This window comes from Cetobacterium somerae ATCC BAA-474, assembly GCF_000479045.1.
GTDB classification, from domain to species: Bacteria; Fusobacteriota; Fusobacteriia; order Fusobacteriales; family Fusobacteriaceae; genus Cetobacterium_A; species Cetobacterium_A somerae.
Genome location: NZ_KI518171.1, coordinates 42,068 through 65,359 on the forward strand (window position 1 = coordinate 42,068; position 23,292 = coordinate 65,359).

Below are 23,292 nucleotides of genomic sequence, written 5' to 3' on the forward strand. Positions count from 1 at the left end.
GCTAACTCATTTGCAAAAGCTTTTGTAAGTCCTGCTACTCCGTGTTTACTTGCTGTGTATGATGGAACAAACTTTCCACCTTGGAATGATAACATTGAAGCTATATTTATTATCTTTCCTCCACCTTGCTTTTTCATCTCAAATGCTGCAGTCTTACTTAAATAGTATATTGAAGATAGATTTAAGTCAATAACTTGTTGCCAATCACTATTTGGTCCCTCTAAAATTGGTGATCTTTTTATTGTTCCAGCATTGTTTACTAGAATATCTATTCTTCCAAAAGCCTCTATACATTTGCTAACAGCTTCCATAGCTACTTCCTCTTTTGATAGATCTCCAGTTGCATAAGCTACCTTTCTTCCTAATGCTTCAACTTCTTTTATAACATTTTCCATATTGTCATCATTATATGTGAATATAAATAGGTCTGCTCCTGCTTTTGCAAGTCCCATTGCAAGTGCGTTTCCTATTCCTACGTTTCCTCCAGTTACCATTGCAACTTTTCCATCTAAATTAAACATGTTTAACATATTTCCTCCTAATTATCTTAACTGATCCATAGCTATATGGTCCATATCAGTAAATGTTTGATTCTCTCCAGCCATTCCCCAAATAAATGTATAGTTTTTAGTTCCTACACCTGAATGAATTGACCAAGATGGTGATATTACCGCTTGCTCATTAGCCATTACAATATGACGAGTCTCTTGAGGTTGCCCCATTAAATGGAATACTCTTGTGTTTTCATCCATATTGAAATAGAAGTAAACTTCCATTCTTCTCTCATGTGTATGAGTTGGCATAGTGTTCCACATATTATTTGGGTCTAATACAGTCATTCCCATTAAAAGTTGACATGATTTACAAACTGCAGGGTGAACATATTGAAATATAGTTCTTTTGTTTGAATTCTCTAAATCTCCTAAATGAACTGCATTAGCATTAGCTATATCTATCTTTACTGTAGGGTAAGCTACATGGGCAGGAGCACTGTTAACATAGTACTTTGCTGGATTTTCTGCAGAATCAGATGCGAATGTAATCTCTTTTACTCCCATTCCTACATATAATCCATCTTTTGAAGCCATTTTATATTCAACTCCATCAAGAATTACTTTACCTGATCCACCTATATTTATAAGTCCAAGCTCTCTTCTCTCTAAGAAAAACTCAGATCCTAACTCTTTACATCCTTCTAATTTTACTTCAGTTTCAACTGGCATAACTCCTCCAGCTATAACTCTATCCACATGAGAATACATTAAGTTAACTTCGTCAGCAACGAAAACTGTTTCCATTAAATAGTGTTTTCTTAACTCCTCTGTTGTATAGTGCTTTGAATCCTCTGGATGATTTGCATATCTTGTATCTAATCTCATAGTAAAACTCCTCCTAAATATTATGAACTTTTATTTTTAATTTTCTTTGTTATTTACTCTTTTACCGCTCCTAAAGTAACTCCTTTTCTAAAGAACTTTTGGATAAACGGATATATAATCATTATTGGAACTATTGATAAAACTATCACAGCATATATTATCGATTGTGGTGATGTTAAACTTTCAGGTGTAATAATCTGCGCTGCTTCTCCAGCCATATTCTTCTCTACTATTAACTTCTTTAAGAAAACTTGTAGTGGTACTTTAGAATCATCAGTTAATAAAACCATTGTCCAGAAATATCCATTCCATCTTGAGATAGCATAGAATAACGACACTGTTGTTAATGCTGAAGTTGATAGAGGCAGGTATATTTTTGTCATAATCTGCCACTGAGTAGCTCCATCTATTCTAGCTGATTCTTCTAGTGATTTTGGTACAGCTTCAAAGAAACTCTTTAAAATTATTACGTTAAATGTATTTACTGCAAATCCTACAATTACAGATGTATAACTATTAATAAGACCTAAGTCTCTAAAGTTCAGATATCTCGGAATCATTCCTGGATCAAACCACATTGTCACAACAACCATTAAAGTTAGAATTTTTCTAAATTTTAACTCTGGTTTTGATAAAACGTAAGCTCCAGTTATTGTAAAGAACATACTTACAGCAGTTCCTACAACTGTTATAAAGATACTATTTGCATAAGCTAACCATATTCCATCTAGACTCATAGCTGCTTTAAATGATGCCATAATAATCCCTTTAGGTAGGAGATACATCTCTCCTATCTCTAAAAGGTATGGTTTTGTCACTGATGCTGAGAATACATATATAATTGGATATATAAACATTATTCCAAATATTGCCAATAGGGAATAATTGATAAAATCAAATATTTTTTCATCTTTTGATCTTTTAATTTTACTCATAAATCTCTCCTTTCAAATTTTTTAACAGTTAATACTTTTTACCAAAGTCCTGATGATGTTATCTTTTTACTCCATCTATTTGCTAGGTAAACTAGGATAAATCCAATAACTGCATTGAATAATCCAACTGCTGTTGCTAAACCAAAATCTTGCATTAACATACCTGTTCTATAAACATAAGTACTTATAACATCTGATGTTGAATATGTTGCTGGTTGATAAAGTAATAAAACTGTTTCAAACGCAACGTTTAGCATACTTCCAACTTTTAGTACTAACATTATAACTATTGTTGGTATAATTGATGGGAAAGTTATAAATCTAAGCTGTTGAAACTTTGTAGCTCCATCTATCTTTGCTGCTTCATATAGTGATTCGTCCACTGCTGTTAAAGCTGCTAAATAGATTACTGCGTTAAATCCTGTACTTTTCCACATATTCATTCCTGTAAATATTCCTCTAAAGTATTCTGGCTTTGATAGGAAGTATATCTTTTCAAATCCAAATCTTTCTAAAATGTGGTTTATTACACCACTACTTGGAGAAAGAATATTTATAGTTATTCCAGCTGTTACAACTATTGCTATAAAGTATGGTAAAAACGAAACTGTTTGAACGAAAGATTTAAAAAATCTATTTTTTACCTCATTTAGCATAAGAGCTAAAATTATGGCAAATGGAAACTCAAACACCAAACTATATATATTTAAAAATATTGTATTTTTTAGAGTTGTATAAAAGTATGGGCTTGTTAAAAACTCTGTAAAGTTTGCTAGTCCTACCCATTCACTTCCTGATATTCCCCTAAATAGATTGTAATCTTTAAAAGCGATTATAAGACCATACATTGGTTTATATGCAAATATCATATACCAAAGTATAAATGGAAGAAAAATCAGATATAATGACATTTGATCTTTTACGTTTCCTCTTTTTAATCCAGTCATTATTTTTTTTATGAGACCTACTTTTTCTGATTCTACTCTTTCATCTAATTCTAAAATATTTTCTTTCATACTAACCCTCCTTACTTATCTGCGTTTTGTAAGGTGATTATAGTTTAAAATTTTTAAAGTGTAAATCATCATTTTAGGATATACCTTTTTCTATATATCATTTTTCTACTTTTAAATCAATAAAAGTACACTTTATTCTTTATTAGTTACTCGAATTAATAAATCTATCATATGACTTTTGATTTATATCTATCGCCTCTTTTAGCCCTATTTCATTTAGTCTATTTAGAAATTCGTCATATGTTTTATTAAAATCTACAGCTCCTAAAATCCACTTTTGATTCATCTCTTTTACAGCCATATTAAGTTGCGAATTTATTTTCTGTATTTTTCTATTTTCCTCTTTTGTATATTTTAAAGTTGGCATAGGATCTACAATATACCCATTTTGCATATACATCTCTGCCCATTCTGATGCTTTTGGATTTCCCCAAGCCTTTTCATACTCATAATCTTGTAGAGCACCTATTCTAAATTGTATCCCTTTATCTCTTAAAACCTGTAGAGGTGTCTTTCCATCTGCCTTCATAACTGTATCTGTAAATTTCTTTTTACCATTTTCCTCTTTAACAAACGTATCATTTTCTATACCCCAGTTTGACAACTCATACCCTTTTTCAGAGAACCAGTAATCAAAATATTTTATGGCTGCAACAGGATCTTTACATGTAGCACTTATTCCCCAACCACCTAAATAAGTTGTTCTAGCATCTGGAGCATAACTTTTCCCTTTATATTCTGGCGGTGCTATTGCAACAAATTCAAAATCTTTCACTTTATCCTTTAACTCTTTATCCTCATTATATGAAGCTGTACTGGCAAACCAATCAAAAGTTACTCCTCCTAAATCATTTCTAAGCATATAGTCTCTTGCTTGGAAACCTCTTGTGAATATTTCAGGATCTATTAACCCCTCTTTATACCATTTTATAACTTGAGGCATAGCTTCTTTAAATCTCTCTGTTGTTGGACCAAATTTTACTTTTCCATTTTCATCTACATAAAATCCTATCTCTGCTCCAAACATTCCAACTAACTCTTTATCAGCAAACTCCACTGATCTTTCAAAGTATGGAATCTCATCAGCTTTTCCATTTCCATTTGGATCTTTTGTTTTAAAAGCTACCATAACCTCATATAGTTCATCCATTGTCTTTGGAGTTTTTAATCCTAACTTATCTAACCAATCCTTTCTTATAAATACTCCTTGAGCTGCTCTCATGTTGTACCAATCATAATAATCTGGAATAAAATAGATATTTCCATCTGCTGCTACAGCATCCATCTTATATCTTGGATATTTCTCAAAAAATGCTTTTATATTTGGAGCATGTTTATTTATCAAATCATTTAATGGCACTATTCCTCCATCCATTCCTAAACTTTCTAATTTTTCAGGATAAGCTAAAGAGATAATATCTGGAAGATTTCCAGATGAAACAGCTAAATTAAAAGCTTGTATCTCATCTGTTAAATTTTTAGAACTATAACTTTTTAATTTCACATTTGTATCCTTAAACGCCTCTTGGAAAACCGTCCAATTTTCATCATATGTCTTTCCATTTTGAATAGCTAAAATGCTTAATTCCAAAGGTTTTTCAGAGATCTTATGCTCATTTGCTAAAACTCCTCTTTGTAAAAGTCCCCCAACTAATAGTAATAACCCGATTTTTTTATTCATGACACCCTCCATTTTATATAATATTTATCCAATCATTTTGCTCTTTTAAAAATAGAGACAATTGATTTTTTAAATTTTTCTTTACCTCTTTATACTCTATATTATCAACCTCATTTTTCATCTCTAAAGGATCCTTTTTCAAATAAAATAACTCTTCTAAATCTCTAGGATCATATATGTATTTAAACTCCTTATCTACTACTGATCTTCTTATATCACCAATAGCCACTTGATTTCCTGAATATTGACTGTAAGCATATCTATGCTTTTTTTGAACCTCACTATTTAAGATATTTTCTCCAACAAAGATCTCTTTACTTTCTAAATTTAAATTCTCTAATACAGTTGGAAGTATATCTAGATGACTGACTACTGTTTCTATCTTTATCCCATTTTTCTCTGGCATTTTTATTATTAAAGGAACATTTATACTTTGCTCATACATCTCCATTTTCTGAAACATCTTATGTTGACCTAGATGATCCCCATGATCAGCAGTAAATACAAACATTGTATTTTCATACTCACCTTTCTCCTTTAACTTTTGAATTATCTCCCCTATTAATTCATCTGCATAATTGGTTAATCCTAAATATGCTCTCCAAACATCTTTCCAATGCTCTAAATCTTTCTCTTCAGCTAGTTGTGCTGCTATCCCCTCTCTTCTTTTAGGTGGTTCACCTTCACATATTTCATTTATATTTTCAGGAAGTTCTGGGTCTGGGAATCTATCCATAAGTTCTTTTAGTACTCTAAAAGGTGGATGAGGAGCCCATATATTTATAAACATCCCTATAGGATTTTCAAAAGTTTCACTTTCTAAATAATTAAGGGCGTTATCAATATAAAACCTATCTCTAAATAGATTTTCAGATTTTTCAAAAAGTGAAACTCTAGAACCTGTATACTGTCTATCTTCATATATATCTCCATGTCTTTCACTAACTTTAACTCTATCTTCAACGACTCCAAATAGTGGGATATTCTCTCTTTTACATATTTTTTCATAGTCATCATCTGTTAAAAATTTTTTAAATTTAACTCTATCTTCTAAAGATGGTTTTAAAGTTATATGTTGCATTCCAAAATGACTTACATCATATCCACTTTCAAATAGATACTCGTGAATTGTTTTACTGTTTCTTGTTATTTCTGGTATGTTTTTTAAATCATTTATTACCACACTATTTTTAGTTGGAAATCTTCCTGTTGCTAGTGCAGTTCTAGCAGGAACACATAGTGGACATGTTGTGTAAGCTCTTTTAAAATCAAAACCTTCTGAAGCTAATCTATTTAAATTTGGAGTTACCTCTTTACCATTTTGTATCATCCCAATAGTATCTGCTCTTTGATGATCTGTTGTTATAAAAACTAAATTTTTCTTCACTAAAAACACCTCCTCTTAATTTTTAAAAACCTTCTAAATTTCCATGACATAAACTCATTTATTTAGAAGGTTTTTTATTAATTATTTTATTTTTTTAGTTGTATATATTTTGTTTCACCACTTCTAATATTATCTATTTTTAAAATAGTTTTATTTTTTTCTGTTCTTATTTTTAAATTTTTATCAGTAGTTTCAACTAGTTTATAAGCACCATCTATCTCTAAAACAGACATTACATTTGAAAGTTGAGTTGGATCACTTACCCAAAGCTCCAATGTATTACCTTTTTCTAAAGCTAATAACGACAGTGTACTAAAACTCTTATATTTATCAACTTTATGTTGATTATCTTGCCAAAAGTTTATTCCAATATAATCTTTAATCTTTATTCCATGAGCTTTATCATTTTGAGATAATACTACAATATCATTTTTAGATATTTCGTCTAAACCTACACTGTACAAATAACCTGCATTTTTAGGATTTTTACCATGATTTATATAAGTTGTTATATATTCAACTTCTATTGGAGCGTCACTTTTTCCACCTATATTTTTCCAATTTCCTACTCTAGACTCTTTTTTTGTTACTACCTCTTCATCTGATAATACTGTATATTTAAAGCTTTCACCATCTGTAATTCTGCTATCAATAGTAGTGTGTATTTCACCATCTGAACTGTTAATATTAGATCCCATTGCAAACATTGTATTATCTATTAAAAACCATGATTTTTTACCTGAAGTTTGATTATTCCATGAAAGAAAATCCATAGCTGCTAAAGTTACCTCACCTGTTGTCACTCCTCCTACAAAAGATTTAGGACTCATCTTAACTTTATGTCTTCTCTCTCCAGATCCATCTCTTCTTTCATTTATACTAGCTGTTACTCCTGGAAGGTGATACATATCAACTGTTGGCCAAAACTCTTTAGATTTATCTGAATTTTCACCATAGATATATGTAACTCCATCTCCTGTGTACCATCCCTTTTTATTTTCTCCATTCATTGTTTCATAATTTCCAATTCTAGATGAATACATTCCTATAACAAACTTTATATTTTTTGGTCCCAAATGAACTACTCTATCCATTCCCCAAAAAACTTTACTTTTTGGTTCACTTATTTTTTCATACTTCTCATTTATTTCTATATCTTTCATTATCTCTTTTAACTTTAAATTGTATATTTTTTCAGTTGTCTTATAAGATATATTTTCATCTAAAGCTTTCTTTACAAGTTTTCTTATCTTAGTTTTATATGGTTCAGGAGCTCCCTCTGATATCATAGCTACTGATGTTACAATTCCTCTACCTCTTTCAAGTTCATTGCTTCCATCTCTTGAAATCGATCTTCCACTAACTGCATCTGTAACTCCACCATTTATAAGTAAAAATGAATATCCATCAATTATAGAATCATATATATTGTTTAATCTCTCATCTTTCATTTCATATTGTGTACCTGATGTAAGGTATAAAATTGAACCTAATCCATTAAACAATACTGAAGCATATGTTCCATTATAAGCGATGTTTCCATGTTGTACAAAAGATGAATCTTTATAAAATCCATCTCCTGTAGTAACATACTCTCCAACATCTGCAACTGCTGAAACCCCATCTAAAACTTGCTCTTTATCTTCCATTAAAAATCCACGTGTAAAAGATATTATTGATGTATCCATTCTATTTCCACCTGTTGAGACTCTTAACTCTGGTGATGATGAGTATTTTGCAGATGGACTATATCCTGAATATTTTGCATAAGGTTGAAAATACTGGGATGCTTTTAAATATTTCATTCTATTTTCTACTGGAATTTCATCATACATAATTGCCACTATTTCATTTATATTTTTTGGTATTCCAAGCTCCCATTGCCACCAGTTTCCATACTCTGGAGCTCCTTCATAATATGCATTTCTATGAAGCCACTCTAAAGAATCCAAAATTTCTTTTTTAATTTTCTCGTCTTTGTAGAAGTCTGTTCCTGGAACTACATAAGCTTTACTTAAGTTTTTTAATCTTTCATAAGTTGTTTGAATTTGAACTCCACTTTTCATATCCTCTAAATCTGAGTATATTGACATTCTTGCTTCATTATAATTGTAGTTTTCTAAATTCTTTTTTCCCATGTTATTCAAAGTATTAATTGTATCTTTTTTTACTTTTGGACTTTCTAATTCTAAACTCTCTTTCCCTGTTAAAAACTCTGCCCATTTTAATCTCATATTTTTAAAATCTTCTTTTTCACTTTGAGATACACTTGATACATTTGCAACTATTTCTTTATTTGAATTTTCTTTAATTATCTTCTTTTCATTTGCTTCAACTATACAAACAGATAGAAGTAGCATTAACATTATCTTCTTTTTCAATGTTCTCCCCCTTTAATTAAAAGCTATAACTTACTCCAACCATTGGTCTAAATGAGTGATATCTATTTTCATTACCTGTTGCTTTATTTTTAGCTTTTATTGTTAATAGTGTAGCTCCTATTGTTCCTGTAAGCCCTGGTGCTAAAGGTTGGATATACTTTAGACTATATCTTGTTTCATAATTTTCAGATTTTATTATCTGAGTTCTTGTGTCATTAGAGTATCCACCATTATATATAGGGAATCTTGCTTCTAACTGAGTATAAGCTCCATTTCCAAAGAAATATCTAAATGTCGGTCTAATCTGAGTTAGTCTTTTTCTTTCTGTAGCATTGTTATGATCATGCCACGTATCCTCTCTAAATAGATTTAATCTCATAAATGCTCTTGGCATAAGTCCAGAATAATCTATTCCACCTTGATTCTCCATTATGAAGTCTCCTTGTCCCTCTTTATCTCCAATATAATTATATTCATATATATTTGTAGAACTTCCATTTAAAGCAAATCCATTACCCAAATTATATATAAAGTTTGGAGTAAGTCTAATTTGGTGAACTCCTCTTTTTACCTCTCTAAAACCTTTTTTACCATAATTTTGTGGTTTTTCACTCGTTTCATTTCTATATGCAATATTGATTCCATATCTTCCTCTAGAGAAGGTATCATTCCATCTAGCTTCTAAGTGAACTCTTGTTGCATGTTGTTCCGCTTCATTTGTTTTTAACCCTTGGAACATTTCATTATCTTTATAATATCCTTCAAAGTAATAAGACCATTTTGATTTTAAATCATTTAAACTCATAGTTAATTTTGGAACATATAATGTAGATGCAGCATAATCACCTGGATATGGATTACCATCCATATCAAAATATGTCCTATCTGAATCATCCTCTGCTTCTAATAAAATATTAACTGTTCCTCTCCATCTATCACTCTTATTTCCAGATAGATTATCGAAATATGTATTCACAACATCTCCTACAGAGTTAAATTTATATTTTCCACCTACAGTTAAACTATCTGAATCATATTCTTTTGATTTTGTAGAAGTATAACTTCCTAAAAGAGAGAAATCCTCAGTTAAATTTAATGATGCAAAAATATTGTATGATAACATATTTTCCATTTTTGTCGTTTCTATTCTATGCTTTTCTGATAACCCTTGAAGTTTTAATACTTTTCCATCTTTTATATTTCCCAATTCTGTTTCATATTCAAAATTTCCACCAACAACATATTTTTTTCCAAATAAATATCCTGTTTTCTCTAAAAGAATTCCAGCCTTTGGAACAACAGAATCATAAAACTCTTCGTCTACAGTTCCTTTACTATTTATAGCTAACTCATTTTGTGGTTTATTTGTTGGCAACGGATCTTCTGTTATATTCCCTTGAACTATTTTAGTCCAATCTATCCCTCCATAAACTCCAAATTTATAATCATCTTTTAAAACATTATATGCAGCTACAGTTCCTAATCCAAATCCATATGTTGGGAAAGTTGAATCAAAACTTCCATAAGTATTTCCATAATTTACTGTTCTTTTTAAAGAGTTAAATGAATTTGTTATTCTAGCATTTGAAGTCAAAGAAAATCTATCTGTAAACTTATAGTTATAATATCCTCCTACATAGATATTATTTAAATCTGCACTTCCATATTCTCCACCTTCAAACTTAACCTTTCCATTAGATCCTCCATATATCAAACCTAACTTAGCATTATTTTCAATCTGCTTTTCTGTAACTCCTAAAATTCCATGCTCTATATATGAAACATCCATTAATCCATTAATTCTATGATTATTATCCATATATATTACATCTTGTGTTGATGAGTTTGTTGCTCTTTCTCTAGTAAAATCACTTTGATTTACTCTATCCATCATTCTTTTTGATAGAGTTCTTGAATTTATAGAAGCTATATCAGCCATATATCCATAAACTCCACCTGAAAGTTGTTTCATAGCACTTGTAAACTCTCCTGCTGTTTGAAGTTGTTCTGCATCAGAAACAGCATAGATTAATGACTTGTCTATATTTTTAGCTTCTAAAGCACTCTTTTCAATTCTATCTCCTTCTAATAAAGTAACAAATTTAGATAATTTAGATGTTGTTAATATATTTTCATAACTGTTTTTCTTAGCTATTATATTTCCATCTTTTACTTCATAATCCCAAATTACAGATGATTTTATATTCGCATTTTCACCTAACTCAATATCCACTCCACCAAAAGCTTCTGATAAGTTAAACTCGTTTCTTCCATCTCCAGATATAAAAGAGAAACTCACATCTCCATTTAAAACTAATTTATCTGCTGAAATTATTGAATTTTCTAAAGTTTTATCAGTTAAAGAATTTTTAAAATCTACAACTAATGTACTGTTAGAGATTTCCAATTTTCCTTTATCTGCTGTTATAATTCCATCATTTTCAAGTTTATTTTTATTCTCATCAAAGTAAGCTTGATTTCCTTGGTTATATTCTAAATCTATAAAAGAGTTATCTATTTTGCTATTTCCACCTGTTGCTGATAAAATCTCATAATTCTCTATTCTTATATCTGATAAATTATTATCTCCTTGGAAAAACAAGGCATCTATTCCTACTCCACCTAAAATATCTCCCTTTACTTTTCCACCTTTTAATACCACGTTATTATTCGTTGGAGCATCATAATATTTTTCAGTTATAGGATCTTTTAATCTAAGAACTTCTGATCTTATGGCTACACCATATCCACCATCTATTACTCCACCTTCATTTACAAATGTTCCATTACTAACTAAAACTGCATTTCCAAAGTTATAGTTTTTAATTTCCCCTGTATTTACAAACTGCCCAGCTACTTTAACTCCTGAACTTACAGAGTAATTTTCTATTAAACCACTATTTTTTCCTGATGATTCTAATCTTATATCCATTCCTATCCCAGTACTATTATTAGATATAACTCCTAAGTTTTCACCATATCCATTTTTTTCTATTTTCATCCCTAAAGCTTTATCAAATACTGTTATTTTTCCATTTTCATTATTTAAAACTTTACTATCTGCTCCAGTTGCACTCATAGCTGATGTATTTATACCTGAAGTTTGGATTAAACCATTATTTTCAACAGTTGCTCCACCTTGAGCTAAAACTGCATTTGATGTTTGACCATCTCCCTCATGAATTATTGTTCCGTTATTTATCCCTACACTTCCTAATCCATCTGCCTTTATACCAGCTGTATATTGTTTTCCTGAAACATAGATATTTCCTGCATTTACTCCCTGACCTGCTCCTGATATTGAGATTCCAGATGAAGAGTTTCCTGTTATAGAGATATCTCCTAGATTTTCTCCTTTTGCTCCTGTTTCAATTGAAATTCCTATTCCCTCTTCTACGACTATCTTTCCACTACTTGTTCCAGTCGCTCCACCACTTAATTTTATCCCTTTTGCTTTATTTAAAACTAAAATATCTCCTAAATTCTTCAGTGATGAACCTTCTTTATCAGCTGCCATTCCCGATGTATTTACCGCTGATACTTGAATCAATCTGTTATTTTCAATGTATCCTCCTGTTTGAGCTAACATTGCGTTTGATGTTTGACCATCTCCCTCATGAATTATTACTCCATTATTTATTCCTGTACTTCCTACTCCATCTACTTTCATTCCTGATGTATACTGCTTTCCTGAAACATAGATATTTCCATTATTTATTCCTTGTCCTTTTGCTGAGATAAGCATTCCTGAAGAAGAATTTCCTGATACATTTATTACTCCTGTTGTTTCATTTATTCCTTGAGCATTTTCTCCTGATACTAAAAATCCAACTGTATTATTAGTTTGTAAATTTATTGTTCCCTCATTTTTTCCTATTCCATTTGCTGAGACTTTTATCCCATTTACCTGTCCCGTTTTTTCAGTGGGAGCTCCATAAGATACATTTATCGTTCCTTTATTTATTGCTTTAGAATTTATTCCTTCATTTACTCCTTGAACCATCATTCCTGATGAGTCTTTTCCTGATATATTTATTATTCCTGTTTCAGTGTTTTCTACATATCCACCATTTTGCGATAGTATTGCATTTGAAATATTAACTCCATCTCCTTCATGGTTTATTATTCCACTATTTATCCCTTGAGTTCCTATTCCAAAAGCTTGCATTCCAACAGTACCTGCTCCAGCTGTAACATTTATTATCCCTTTATTTTCTGCTATTGGATTCTTTTTAGATGATTCGCTTACCTTTATTCCAACAGAATTATTTCCTGATACATTTATTACTCCTGTTGTTTCATTTATTCCTTGAGCATTTTCTCCTGATACTAAAAATCCAACTGTATTATTAGTTTGCAAATTTATTGTTCCTTCATTTATTCCAATACCGCTGGCAGAAACTTTTACTCCGTTTACTGAACTTTCTCCATCTCCTTTTCCATAAGATACATTTATTATCCCCTTATTTATCCCTTGAGAGTTTACTTCATCTTTTACCCCCTGAATTAACATTCCTGAAGAATCTTTTCCTGATATATTTATTACTCCTAATTTACCGTTTTCTATATATCCGCCATTTTGACTAAACATAGCATTCGAAGCCTTTGCTCCATCACCTGAGTGATTTATGATTCCATTATTTATTCCTTTAGCTCCTACTCCAGTTGACTGCATTGCTTTTGCCGTTCCTCCATTGACAACAATAGTTCCTCTATTTTCAACTATTGATGGCTCTCTAGATGCAACCATACCCGTTGCATTTCCACTTATCGTTAGCGTTGCATTATTAATTTTATTTTGGTTTTCATATGCTTGTATAGCGTTTCCCGTATCTTTTACTAAATCTTTATTATTTTCAATTACAGTAAAATTTGAATAACTCACTAAACTCTTGCTAGAAAACAATAGAAAGATTCCTAACAATACCATTTTCTCTTTCGCTTTCATACTACCCCCGTTTTATTTTTATTTTAGTATTCCCATAATACCTCACCAATTTTCGTGTGTAAATCAGCCGTTTTTTATATACTTTTTTCTATGCAAAAAAATATATAGCTAAAATTAAATACCTTTCGCTTCTATATATTTTCTGCTAGAATTTAGCACATATAAAATAGAATATTTACATTTTATACTGTTATATGTAATATTTACCCATTAGAAATATTATTAATATTCTCTTTTCAATTCCTAAGGAGGACACATGAAAGAAATTAAAAAAAATATTCGAAAGAGTCAAATTTTAGAATTAATTGATACTCTTTCTAAAAAAAATTACACTCCAATCTATGCAGATAACATAGTTGAAGCTCGTGATATTGTTCTAAACTTAATACCACACGGATCATCTATTGCATTAGGTGGCTCTGTTACTATCAACGAATTAAATTTAATTGAACCTTTTAAAAGCAACAATTATAAATTATTCGACAGATATAACCAACCTGATTGGCCTTCCACTGTTGAATGTATGCGACAAGGATTACTTGCAGATTATTTTGTTACAAGTACTAACGCTATTACTAAAAACGGAGAACTTATTCAAATGGATTCTGGAGGAAATCGAGTTGCTAGCTTACTTTACGGACCTAAAAATGCCATTGTTATTTGTGGAATCAACAAACTTGTTGATACATGCCAAGATGGATTAAATAGAATTCAAGAGTTTGTTGGACCATTAAATTCAAAAAGAATTAACCATAAAACTCCTTGTAACATCTCTGGAAAATGTGAAAACTGCAATACAAAACAAAGAATCTGTAATTTTACTACTATTGTAAAATCTGGAGAAAGAGTTGATGGTAAAACTTTTATTGTAATTATCAATGAGGAGGTTGGATATTAATGGATCAAAATTTAAAATGGTTTTATGACCTAAAAGCAAAAGAGATTACTAAGTTACTTCTCCATAAAGAGTATGATGCAATATTAGTTAAAGATTTAAATGAATTAAAAAATATTTTAATCTCTAAAATTCCATCTTCTGAATCTTTAGTTCTTGATCAAACACCTTTTCTAAACTCCTTAGAACTCCTTTTTCCATTAAGTAAAAAAGGATGTCGAATATATGATTATAAAAAGGAACAACAGGCTATTCTAGCTGATAACTTTATTGCTGAATGTGATTTTATCACTGAAAATGGAGAGCTTATATTTCTAGATAACTTTGCTAGTTCTGCATCAATCTTTGGACCCAACAAAATTTTTGCTATTGTTGGAATTAATAAATTTGTAAAAAATTTAATTGAAGCTGAAAAAAAAATGCCTGAAATTTTAGAAATTAGAAATCATTTTAACGATACAAATGATAGTTTTGGGATTATTCATCATGGGAGAAAATTTCCAAATAAATATACTGTTCTTGTAGTTCCAGAAAATATCGGTTTTTAATATTTTTAAATATTAAATGCATATAAAAAAGCAGAGTTTTAGCTCTGCTTTTTTCATTCTACCAATATTTTTTCCACTCTGGTTTAAATAATCTTGTTAAAGCCTCTAAATAATAGTAATCTCCCCAGATGTTACACTCTTTAACTCCTGAACCGTGAGGAATTGAGTAAACTGCATCTGTTAAAAGTCCATTAGAATAATCTAAATCTTTTGTACTATAGTTTTTCATAAGTGATTTCATCATTTTATGAGCTGCATTTAAATAGATCTCTCTATCTGGATCATTTGCATCTAAATATTGATCCATCTCTAAAATTCCACATACTGCTATAGCTGCAGCTGATGTATCTCTTGGTTGTCCAGAGCCATCTGTAAACACTAAATCCCAGTAACATACGTCATCTTCTGGTAGATTATTTATAAAGTAATTTGTAACTCTTTTATAAAGGTCCATATATCTTTTATCTTTTGTATAACCATAAGCTAATGGGAATCCATAAACTCCCCAAGCTTGTCCTCTTGCCCAAGCTGAAGTATCTGAATAACCTTGTGCAGTAACTCCTCTTGTAGGTTCTCCTGTCTCATGATCAAAATAATATGTGTGATGAGTTGATGAATCCTCTCTAACAACAACACTTGAAGCTGTAGCTAAATGTTTCGCTCCAATCTCAGCAAATTTTTTATCCCCAGTCATCTCTGTTGCCCAAAATAATAATGGCACATTCATATTACAATCTATAATAAGTCTATAATCCTCTGGTTTTCCTAGATCTCCCCAAGCCTGAATAAACTGCCCTTTCTCTTGAAATCTTGTTATTAAGTGTTCAGCAGCTTTTATTCCTACCTCTTTAGCTAATTCACTTCCTGTAACTCTCTCTTGAGCAACTGCTGAAAGAGAGTATAAAAATCCAATATCATGGTGATTAACGTGCACCTTATTCTCTATTCTTGTTTTATAACCTTTTAATTGGTACTCAGCTATTTTTCTATATTTTTCATTTTCAGTCATCTCATAAGATAACCATAACATCCCTGTCCAAAATCCTACTGTCCAATCATCAAAATCCTCTGCATTTTTTGTTCCAGGATATATATTATTTACACTAGCTGCTCTTGGGTATGTATCTATAAATACCTTTGAATTTTCATCTACTTTCTTCATAGCTTCGTGCATTGCAAAAAATAGATCCTCTTTTGACAGCCTAAACTCTTTTGAATATTTCTCTCTCGTCTTTTTTAATATCTCCATTCTTATCTCCCCTCTTATCAAGTTTAAAATTTAAACTTTCAGTTATAATTTAAATGGATTATACGAGTATTTTTTTTGGTTGTAAATCTTCTTTTTTGCATCTTCCTTTTTCTATCTCTTTTTTATATTCCGTTTTAGCTTTATTTTTCTAAGATCTCTTCTGGATTAAATTGTGTTGGAGATATCCCCTCATATTTCTTGAATATTCTTATAAATGTATTAGAACTATTATAACCTAACTCTTCTGCTAAATCTTTTATCTTTATATCTTTTTTCTCTTTTAATATCTCTTTTGCTTTCTCTATTCTATAAAGATTTATATAATTTTTAAAGTTATCTCCCATAACTTTTTTAAATAATATACTGGTATATTTAAATGATAATCCTAAATAATCTGCCAAATTATCTAAAGAAAAATCTATTTGATAGTTTTTATCTATATAATTTTTTATTTTCTCTCTTATGGCTTCATTTTCATCCTGTTCACTAGTCTTTTTTTGTTTACATATTTCAGTTATAAGTTCATTAAAAATACTTCTAATTTTCTCTAAATTTCCTGTTTTTGTAATACTTTCAATATCTAATTTCTCACAACGCAATGAACTTTCAAACTCTTTTAACTGAACGACAACTCTATTTAAAGTGTTATAAAGTAGTCCTGTAAACTCTTTGATATCCTTTTTATCCATTGCTTCTGGATTTATTCTATCTATGAATATTTCATCTACTATTTTTTTAGCACCCTGTAAGTTTCCATTTAGTAGCTTTGAAACTAATTTCGCTTCTGTTTCAATAGGATATGTAAGTATTAGTTTTCCACTTTTTATATTTTCAGAAAATAGAACTTTTCTTCCTTTAGCCATAAACTTTGCATCTAAAATCTTTTTACAAGTTATATACTGTTGGGGGAAACTCTCTACAGATACAAACTCTTTTGATACTGCAGCTATTAACTCTACACTATATTTTTGTCCTATATTTTCCAACATAAAGTGAAAAGCATCCTCAATAACAGAGTCACTTTCCTCAGGTATTATAAAAGCTATACTTTTGTAGTCTATATCTATATGTTCATAGACTCCATTTGAAGATAAACTTTCTTTTAAATACTCTCTAGCTAAGGTAAAGTTTTTAAAATCTAACCCTTCATCATCACTATCAAATATCTCAACTAAAACAATCTTTAATTTTCTTCCTTGAAGAGATTTTACTTTTCTAGTTAACTCTCCAACTTCATGTATTTTTCTTATTCCTAAAACAAAATCTCTTAAATTCTTTCTTCTATCTACAACTGCTAATGTATTTATCTCTCCTATTAATTCTTTTCTTTCTTTATACAATTTAATAGAATAATCTATTAACATAGCTAAAAGCCCTAAAGCTAAAAATATAACTATCGACATTAAAAATAGCATTTGATAAAAATGAGAATAGTTTGGTGTATATAAAAACTTAAAATTTAATCCACTGCTTCTTAAAACGTAACCCCCATCACCTTTTCTTTTGGTTACAATATTTCTCTCTAGCTGATAGACTTTATTATCTTTTAAAATTTCCCACTTTCCTACTTCATCATCAAAAAGACTTGAGAAAAAAAGATCTCTATCTAAATTTACAATCCAGAAAATTCCCTCTTCTAAATTAAAAATTTTATTTTTTAAAATAAAAACAATCTCTTTTTCTTGAGGAATTAAAATTAAGTTTGAATTTAATTCCTCTTGTTTTTTCTTTTCTACTCCAAGAGTTTTTAAATAGTTATCTTTATTTTTAGTTCCATCTCCTGTAACAATAATATCAGAGTTATCTTTTCCTAAACTTAAAGTATATCCACTTTTTCCATAAATATTATTCTTCTTTTGGATTTCTTGTAAAACTTTTATTAAATTATAGTATGATATCTCCTTTGAGTTATAATACTCCTTTATAGGTTCACTATTTTCCAAATCACCAATAGAGGACATAAATAATTCTATTTTTAAATTTATTTTATTTAAAAGCCTTTCAACTCTTAATTCCTCATCTTTTTTATACTCACTATATTCCTTTACTCCAAATAAAAATATAAATATTGAAGCAAAAAATAAAAATCCCCAAACTTTTTTGTCCAAAAAAATATTTTCACGTTCTTTTTTTAACATATTGCCCCTTTTACAAAACCTTTTTATTTATTATACTACAATTATAACTTCCCATGCAATAGTATAATTAATTGGATTCACTCCTAAATCTATCCAAATTTTTATAAACCTATTTTCCTCTTCACCATATATTTCCAAATTTATTTTTTCACTTTTATAAAATTTATATATTAGATTACCTAAAGATATCTCTTTAAACTCCCCAGTTACAAAAGTATCCTTCATTGGCTTTCCATCAATACTTATAGTTTTATTTTTCAAATTAGAGATTCTCATATTAGCTACAGTTGAGTAAACCTCTCCCTCTCCTGTTATATAATTCTCTAAATAAACCATACCTGTCTTTTTAAAAATATAGTTTTTCTTACTACTTAACTTACCATTCCAGTTGATAAAATCCATATAGGCAACTCCTGAATCTTTATCTCCATATCCTTCAGCTACACTATTTTTAGGCATATTTTCCACAGAACTTTCTACACCTTTTATATTTTCCATTTCCATCTTTATCTCTGTTGTCCCTGGAATATAATAAAAATCTACACCTTTCCAATAATCTATATACTCATCTCCTTTTGAGTATATATATACTGCTCCATCCCCTGTAAACCACCCTTTTGTATTCTCTCCATTAAATGTTTCAAAGTTACCAATTTTTTTTGAATGCATAGCAAGTCCTATGGCAAACTCTCTATTTCTATAGAAAACTCTATCCATCTCATTAAAACACTTTACCTCACTAGAGTAACTTTTAACTTTAATCTTTGAATTTTTTAATACATCTTTTGATAAGTTATAAAATATAGCCCTTTTCTCTTTTTCTGTATATAGATAACATTTATCTAAAGACAGCTCTCTTTTTGCTATTTCTAAAAGTTTTACTCTATTTTCTTCATCCACTCCATGAGCCAATAAAAGTAAAGAGTTTATAACCTCATGTCCTATTTGATGATCATTTCCATCCCTTGTTATAGCTCTACCATTAACTATATCTGTCATAGCTCCTTTAAAAAATAGAGGTTCAAAAGAGTTGTAAACTCTTTCACATATTTTTTTAGTATCTATTTTTTTTCTAAGTTTTTCATCCACTAAATATATTATTTCAGCAATTCCTGATAGTAAAACATTTCCATAAGTTCCTGCATATGGTATAAACCCGTGCTGTATGAAAGATCCATCTGCATAAAACCCGTCTCTATTACTTAATGTTTCTACATTTTTTTCAGATATTATCTCTAAAGTTTCAGATATAGATTCTACTGCTTTTTGACATATCTCTAAACTATTTAAAAGAGCACCTCTTAAAAACATAATTTTGCAAGTATCAATTAAATTTCCTCCAGTTGCTGGTCTTAAAGGAGATCCACTTGGATGCATTGCCACTGGATTATTTCCTAAATATCTCTCATCTGGTAAAAAATATTTTGTTACATCTATTATCTTATCTATTAAATCTTTTTCTAACTTCTCATAAAAAAGAATCAATATATCATTTAATAGTAAAGGATATCCAATCTCCCATTGCCACCAGTTTGTATGCTCTACAGACTCTAAATTATAGTAATTTTCATAATTATTTTCTAATACTTCATGAGCTATTACAAATAGTAGTTCATCTTTATAATAAACTGAATTCTCTGTATTATAAGCTACCCCTAAAGTTAATATTTTTTTATAACTATCTCTAACTCTTTCTACTAAAACTCTTTTTTCGTTCTCTTCAATTAAAGTTTTATTACATTTATATTGTTTTAAAATACCTTCACACTCTTGCTCCAATTTTTTTAAAGTATCCTCTGGTGCAATTTTCCCTGTTAAATATTCTATACGTTTTTTTAATATATCCCCCATTTTTTCTTCTCCCTCTTATAATCTTTTTTCTATATCTCTTAAACTCTTTTGTCTTTAATATACTTGCTATGATATTTTTAGTAAATATACCATTTTCTTTAAACATCATCTTTTTTCCATAAGAAATATATCTTATACAAAATAAAAAGTGTATGCCTTATAATTTCAAGACATACACTTTATTTTCTTCTATAATTTGATGGAGACTCTTTAAATTTTCTTTTAAAAATTAGAGTAAATGCACTTGGCGATGAAAAAGATAAAATATCAGATATATAGCTAATTTTATAATCTGTAGTTTTTAATAATATTGCTGCTTTAGTCAACTTTTGATTTAGTATATATTCTGATGGAAAAATACCTAAGTACTTTTTAAATTGCTCTTTCAATACTTTATTATATGTTTTAAACTCCTTCTCTACATCACTAACAGTTATTCTTCTGTCAATATTAGAATCTATATATATAAGTATATCCATAAAATTTTTATCGTTTAAATAATTAAATCCAATATTATTTTTTCTTTCTCCTAGGTAAAAAATCACATCTAATAATAACTTAAAAAAAGTAAGTTCTTTATCCTCTATTTTTAAAGCTTTTTCTATTTCAAACAGCACTTTTTTTAGATTATAAATCTTTATTCTTCGATACTCTTTCTTTTTTATCTTATTATTTAATGTTTCTAATAAAGAACAATCCTTTATTCTAAAAACATCTAATTTACACTCTTTTGTTAAAACTAAGATACTATTAAAGTAAAATTCATTGCAAATTATCAAATCTCCCTCTTCAAAAAATACATACTCCTCTGAGTTATAGTAATATAAACCTTTCCCTTTTGTACAAATTCTAATAACTGTACCACTTAAATTTTCTAAATCTTTAAAATATCTTCTTTTTCCTTTAACATCCTTATAATTAACTCTAAACAGTTCATAAAAACTATTCTTTATAACCTCTATCTCGCTAGACATTAATTTTCTATCCTCCTATTTAAAGTCAATAAATGGGATATCCTCTCGCTACCTACTTTTTTATTAAAAATCTCTAATTTTACTGATTATCAAATCATACTTTTCTTTAATAAAGGACATCGGGGGACATCTTTATATTCGAAAAATTTTTGTAATGTTGTTTAACTTAAGTCTTAAATAAATATGTTTAAAGTAAATGCGAGAGGATATAGACTTTCTGAATTTTTTGATTTTAGTAAAATAGTCTTGCTCTTATAGTACTCTATTTTAATGAAAAAAAATGTCATTTTAAAAAATATTTTAACACTTTTTTAAAAATATTTTTGTAAAAAAAAAGACTAGATAAACAATTTATCTAGCCCTATTTTCCATTATGCTTTATGAGCATAGAAGTGTTCACAATCTCCAAACTCTTTTTCTTTTAATTTCATTAACTCTTTAATAACTTCATTAAAATCAATATTTGAGAACTCTAAATCTTCAATACCTCTTTCTATAACTGTATATCTATCATCATCTACTTTTGTTAAAGTTATTGTATGATCCTTAGCTAAAGGCATCTCTTTTTTAGTAAATATTACTTTCTCTCCAGTTTTCATTTCGTTTACACACTCTAAAATAAATGCTTCAAATTTTTCTACTGTTATTTTTTTAGACATAGTAATTCACCTTTCCCTTAAATATATGTTAGTTTTATTTTTTACTCTCTGTAATTCTTCTTCTACAAAAAATAGATTTTTCTTTTATTTTTTATATATTTTTTTATTTCATAATTCTAAAGGAATTTCTTTCTTAAGTTAGTAAAGTAAAACATACAATCATATAAATAATTTAATTATAGTTTAACTATAGAAGGAGGCTACAATGGCTCTAAAAGAGGATTTTTATAAGATTTTAGAAGTTAATAAAAATGCCAGTGAGGCTGAGATAAAAAAGGCTTATAGAAAACAAGCTCGAAAATATCACCCTGACAAATTTAGTTCTTCAACTGAAGCTGAAAAAGCTACTGCTGAAAAAAAGTTTAAAGAGGTTAATGAAGCTTATCAAATACTTTCTGATCCAGAAAAAAGAACTCAATACGATAACTTCGGTCACGCTGCTTTTGAACAAGGTGGACCTAGTAGTTCTCAAGGTTATGGTCAATATGGTGGTGGACAAAACTATCAAGATTTTAACTTTGGTAATTTCAACTTTAACTTCAACGAGTTTGGTGGCGGTGGAGGTGACGAAGATTTAGGAGATATCTTTGGATCTTTCTTTGGTGGTAGAGGAGCTCGAAAAAGAGGACCTCAACCTGGAGGTGATCTCTCTATGGAGATTGAAATCTCTTTAGAAGAATCAGCTAAAGGTGGAGAAAAAACTATTCGTTACGCTCGTACTGGAAAAAATGGAACTCCTGAAGAGGTGGAGAAAAAATTTAAAATTCCTGCTGGTATAGCAGATGGACAAAAGTTAAAGTTAGCTAAATTTGGTAATGCTAGTACAAGTGGAGGGCCACATGGTGACCTTTACATACACATAAAAATTAAACCTGATGATCTTTTCATAAGAGATGGATATGATGTTATCTGCAAAGTTCCCGTTAGTTACTACGCTGCAGCTCTAGGTGGAGAAGTAGAAGTTCCAACTTTAAGTGGAAATAAAAAAATTAAAATTCCTGCAGGAACTCAAAGTGGAAAACGTTTTGCTTTAAGAGAGTATGGAATTTTTAATCCTAAAACTAAGAAAAAAGGAACTCACTATGCTGAGATAACAATTGAAGTTCCTGTTGATTTAGATGAGGAACAAAAAAATCTACTTAAAGAGTTTGATGAAAAACTAAAAGATAAAAATAGAAAAATTAAAACTAGCTTTATAGAAAAAGTTAAAAAGTTTTTTAAACTATAAAAAAAGCTGAAGGTCATCTTCAG

The 23,292-nt window shown here is 29.5% G+C and carries 16 protein-coding genes; 3 read left to right on the plus strand and 13 right to left on the minus strand.

Annotated features, from left to right (window positions below):
- From HMPREF0202_RS15520 to HMPREF0202_RS08290, 8 genes are all read right to left on the minus strand, one after another.
- Window positions 1-530: SDR family NAD(P)-dependent oxidoreductase (locus HMPREF0202_RS15520; RefSeq protein ID WP_040406954.1), on the minus strand; the 530-nt coding region annotated here is incomplete at its 3' end.
- Window positions 531-542: 12 nt separating this feature from the next.
- Window positions 543-1,379 (minus strand): 5-dehydro-4-deoxy-D-glucuronate isomerase, encoded by an 837-nt coding sequence (kduI, locus tag HMPREF0202_RS08260; protein WP_023050430.1) that lies wholly within the window; start codon window positions 1,377-1,379, stop codon window positions 543-545.
- A 53-nt stretch (window positions 1,380-1,432) separates the two neighbouring features.
- Entirely contained in the window at window positions 1,433-2,314 is an 882-nt protein-coding gene (locus HMPREF0202_RS08265) for a carbohydrate ABC transporter permease (protein ID WP_023050431.1), read from the minus strand.
- Window positions 2,315-2,352: 38 nt separating this feature from the next.
- Window positions 2,353-3,330 (minus strand): ABC transporter permease, encoded by a 978-nt coding sequence (locus HMPREF0202_RS08270; protein WP_023050432.1) that lies wholly within the window; start codon window positions 3,328-3,330, stop codon window positions 2,353-2,355.
- 142 nt (window positions 3,331-3,472) lie between these two features.
- Window positions 3,473-5,011 carry a type 2 periplasmic-binding domain-containing protein gene (locus tag HMPREF0202_RS08275; RefSeq protein ID WP_040406956.1) on the minus strand — a complete coding sequence of 513 codons (1,539 nt, stop codon included), beginning with the start codon at window positions 5,009-5,011 and terminating at the stop codon, window positions 3,473-3,475.
- Between the two features lie 13 nt (window positions 5,012-5,024).
- Window positions 5,025-6,398, minus strand: a complete 1,374-nt coding sequence (locus HMPREF0202_RS08280; protein WP_023050434.1) for a sulfatase-like hydrolase/transferase — start codon at window positions 6,396-6,398, stop codon at window positions 5,025-5,027.
- Between the two features lie 86 nt (window positions 6,399-6,484).
- Entirely contained in the window at window positions 6,485-8,779 is a 2,295-nt protein-coding gene (locus tag HMPREF0202_RS08285) for a polysaccharide lyase 8 family protein (RefSeq protein WP_040406958.1), read from the minus strand.
- 16 nt (window positions 8,780-8,795) lie between these two features.
- Window positions 8,796-13,727 carry an autotransporter outer membrane beta-barrel domain-containing protein gene (locus HMPREF0202_RS08290; protein ID WP_023050436.1) on the minus strand — a complete coding sequence of 1,644 codons (4,932 nt, stop codon included), beginning with the start codon at window positions 13,725-13,727 and terminating at the stop codon, window positions 8,796-8,798.
- 256 nt (window positions 13,728-13,983) lie between these two features.
- Between HMPREF0202_RS08290 and HMPREF0202_RS08295 the strand changes: the two genes are divergently transcribed.
- Window positions 13,984-14,625 (plus strand): lactate utilization protein, encoded by a 642-nt coding sequence (locus HMPREF0202_RS08295; RefSeq protein WP_023050437.1) that lies wholly within the window; start codon window positions 13,984-13,986, stop codon window positions 14,623-14,625.
- On the plus strand, window positions 14,625-15,170 hold the full coding sequence (locus HMPREF0202_RS08300) for an LUD domain-containing protein (protein ID WP_023050438.1): 546 nt from the start codon (window positions 14,625-14,627) through the stop codon (window positions 15,168-15,170). Before HMPREF0202_RS08295 ends, HMPREF0202_RS08300 begins: the two co-directional genes overlap by 1 nt.
- 58 nt (window positions 15,171-15,228) lie before the next feature.
- On the opposite strand, the gene HMPREF0202_RS08305 is transcribed toward HMPREF0202_RS08300, so the two are convergent.
- From HMPREF0202_RS08305 to HMPREF0202_RS08325, 5 genes are all read right to left on the minus strand, one after another.
- Complete coding sequence (locus HMPREF0202_RS08305) at window positions 15,229-16,419, minus strand: glycoside hydrolase family 88 protein (RefSeq protein WP_023050439.1); 1,191 nt, start codon at window positions 16,417-16,419, stop codon at window positions 15,229-15,231.
- 140 nt (window positions 16,420-16,559) lie between these two features.
- Window positions 16,560-18,557, minus strand: coding sequence for a helix-turn-helix domain-containing protein (locus tag HMPREF0202_RS08310; protein ID WP_023050440.1), 1,998 nt, complete (start codon window positions 18,555-18,557; stop codon window positions 16,560-16,562).
- A gap of 30 nt (window positions 18,558-18,587) precedes the next feature.
- Complete coding sequence (locus HMPREF0202_RS08315; RefSeq protein ID WP_023050441.1) at window positions 18,588-20,408, minus strand: polysaccharide lyase family 8 super-sandwich domain-containing protein; 1,821 nt, start codon at window positions 20,406-20,408, stop codon at window positions 18,588-18,590.
- Window positions 20,409-20,587: 179 nt separating this feature from the next.
- Window positions 20,588-21,382 carry a helix-turn-helix transcriptional regulator gene (locus tag HMPREF0202_RS08320; protein ID WP_023050442.1) on the minus strand — a complete coding sequence of 265 codons (795 nt, stop codon included), beginning with the start codon at window positions 21,380-21,382 and terminating at the stop codon, window positions 20,588-20,590.
- 371 nt (window positions 21,383-21,753) lie between these two features.
- The gene (locus tag HMPREF0202_RS08325; protein ID WP_023050443.1) at window positions 21,754-22,041 is read right to left on the minus strand and encodes a hypothetical protein; all 288 of its coding nucleotides are present in this window, start codon (window positions 22,039-22,041) and stop codon (window positions 21,754-21,756) included.
- A 205-nt stretch (window positions 22,042-22,246) separates the two neighbouring features.
- Here HMPREF0202_RS08325 and HMPREF0202_RS08330 point away from each other — a divergent pair, with 205 nt between their 5' ends.
- Window positions 22,247-23,269, plus strand: a complete 1,023-nt coding sequence (locus tag HMPREF0202_RS08330; protein ID WP_023050444.1) for a DnaJ C-terminal domain-containing protein — start codon at window positions 22,247-22,249, stop codon at window positions 23,267-23,269.
- The last annotated feature ends 23 nt before the right edge of the window (window positions 23,270-23,292 follow it).

What these genes read in the sequence shown, in the direction of transcription:
- HMPREF0202_RS08265 (WP_023050431.1), bottom strand. Translation starts at nt 2,314, where the DNA reads ATGAGTAAAATTAAAAGATCAAAAGATGAAAAAATATTTGATTTTATC.
- kduI (WP_023050430.1), bottom strand. Translation starts at nt 1,379, where the DNA reads ATGAGATTAGATACAAGATATGCAAATCATCCAGAGGATTCAAAGCAC.
- HMPREF0202_RS08330 (WP_023050444.1), top strand. Translation starts at nt 22,247, where the DNA reads ATGGCTCTAAAAGAGGATTTTTATAAGATTTTAGAAGTTAATAAAAAT.
- HMPREF0202_RS08300 (WP_023050438.1), top strand. Translation starts at nt 14,625, where the DNA reads ATGGATCAAAATTTAAAATGGTTTTATGACCTAAAAGCAAAAGAGATT.
- HMPREF0202_RS08275 (WP_040406956.1), bottom strand. Translation starts at nt 5,011, where the DNA reads ATGAATAAAAAAATCGGGTTATTACTATTAGTTGGGGGACTTTTACAA.
- HMPREF0202_RS08295 (WP_023050437.1), top strand. Translation starts at nt 13,984, where the DNA reads ATGAAAGAAATTAAAAAAAATATTCGAAAGAGTCAAATTTTAGAATTA.
- HMPREF0202_RS08310 (WP_023050440.1), bottom strand. Translation starts at nt 18,557, where the DNA reads ATGTTAAAAAAAGAACGTGAAAATATTTTTTTGGACAAAAAAGTTTGG.
- HMPREF0202_RS08290 (WP_023050436.1), bottom strand. Translation starts at nt 13,727, where the DNA reads ATGAAAGCGAAAGAGAAAATGGTATTGTTAGGAATCTTTCTATTGTTT.
- HMPREF0202_RS08325 (WP_023050443.1), bottom strand. Translation starts at nt 22,041, where the DNA reads ATGTCTAAAAAAATAACAGTAGAAAAATTTGAAGCATTTATTTTAGAG.
- HMPREF0202_RS08305 (WP_023050439.1), bottom strand. Translation starts at nt 16,419, where the DNA reads ATGGAGATATTAAAAAAGACGAGAGAGAAATATTCAAAAGAGTTTAGG.
- HMPREF0202_RS08320 (WP_023050442.1), bottom strand. Translation starts at nt 21,382, where the DNA reads ATGTCTAGCGAGATAGAGGTTATAAAGAATAGTTTTTATGAACTGTTT.
- HMPREF0202_RS08270 (WP_023050432.1), bottom strand. Translation starts at nt 3,330, where the DNA reads ATGAAAGAAAATATTTTAGAATTAGATGAAAGAGTAGAATCAGAAAAA.
- HMPREF0202_RS08315 (WP_023050441.1), bottom strand. Translation starts at nt 20,408, where the DNA reads ATGGGGGATATATTAAAAAAACGTATAGAATATTTAACAGGGAAAATT.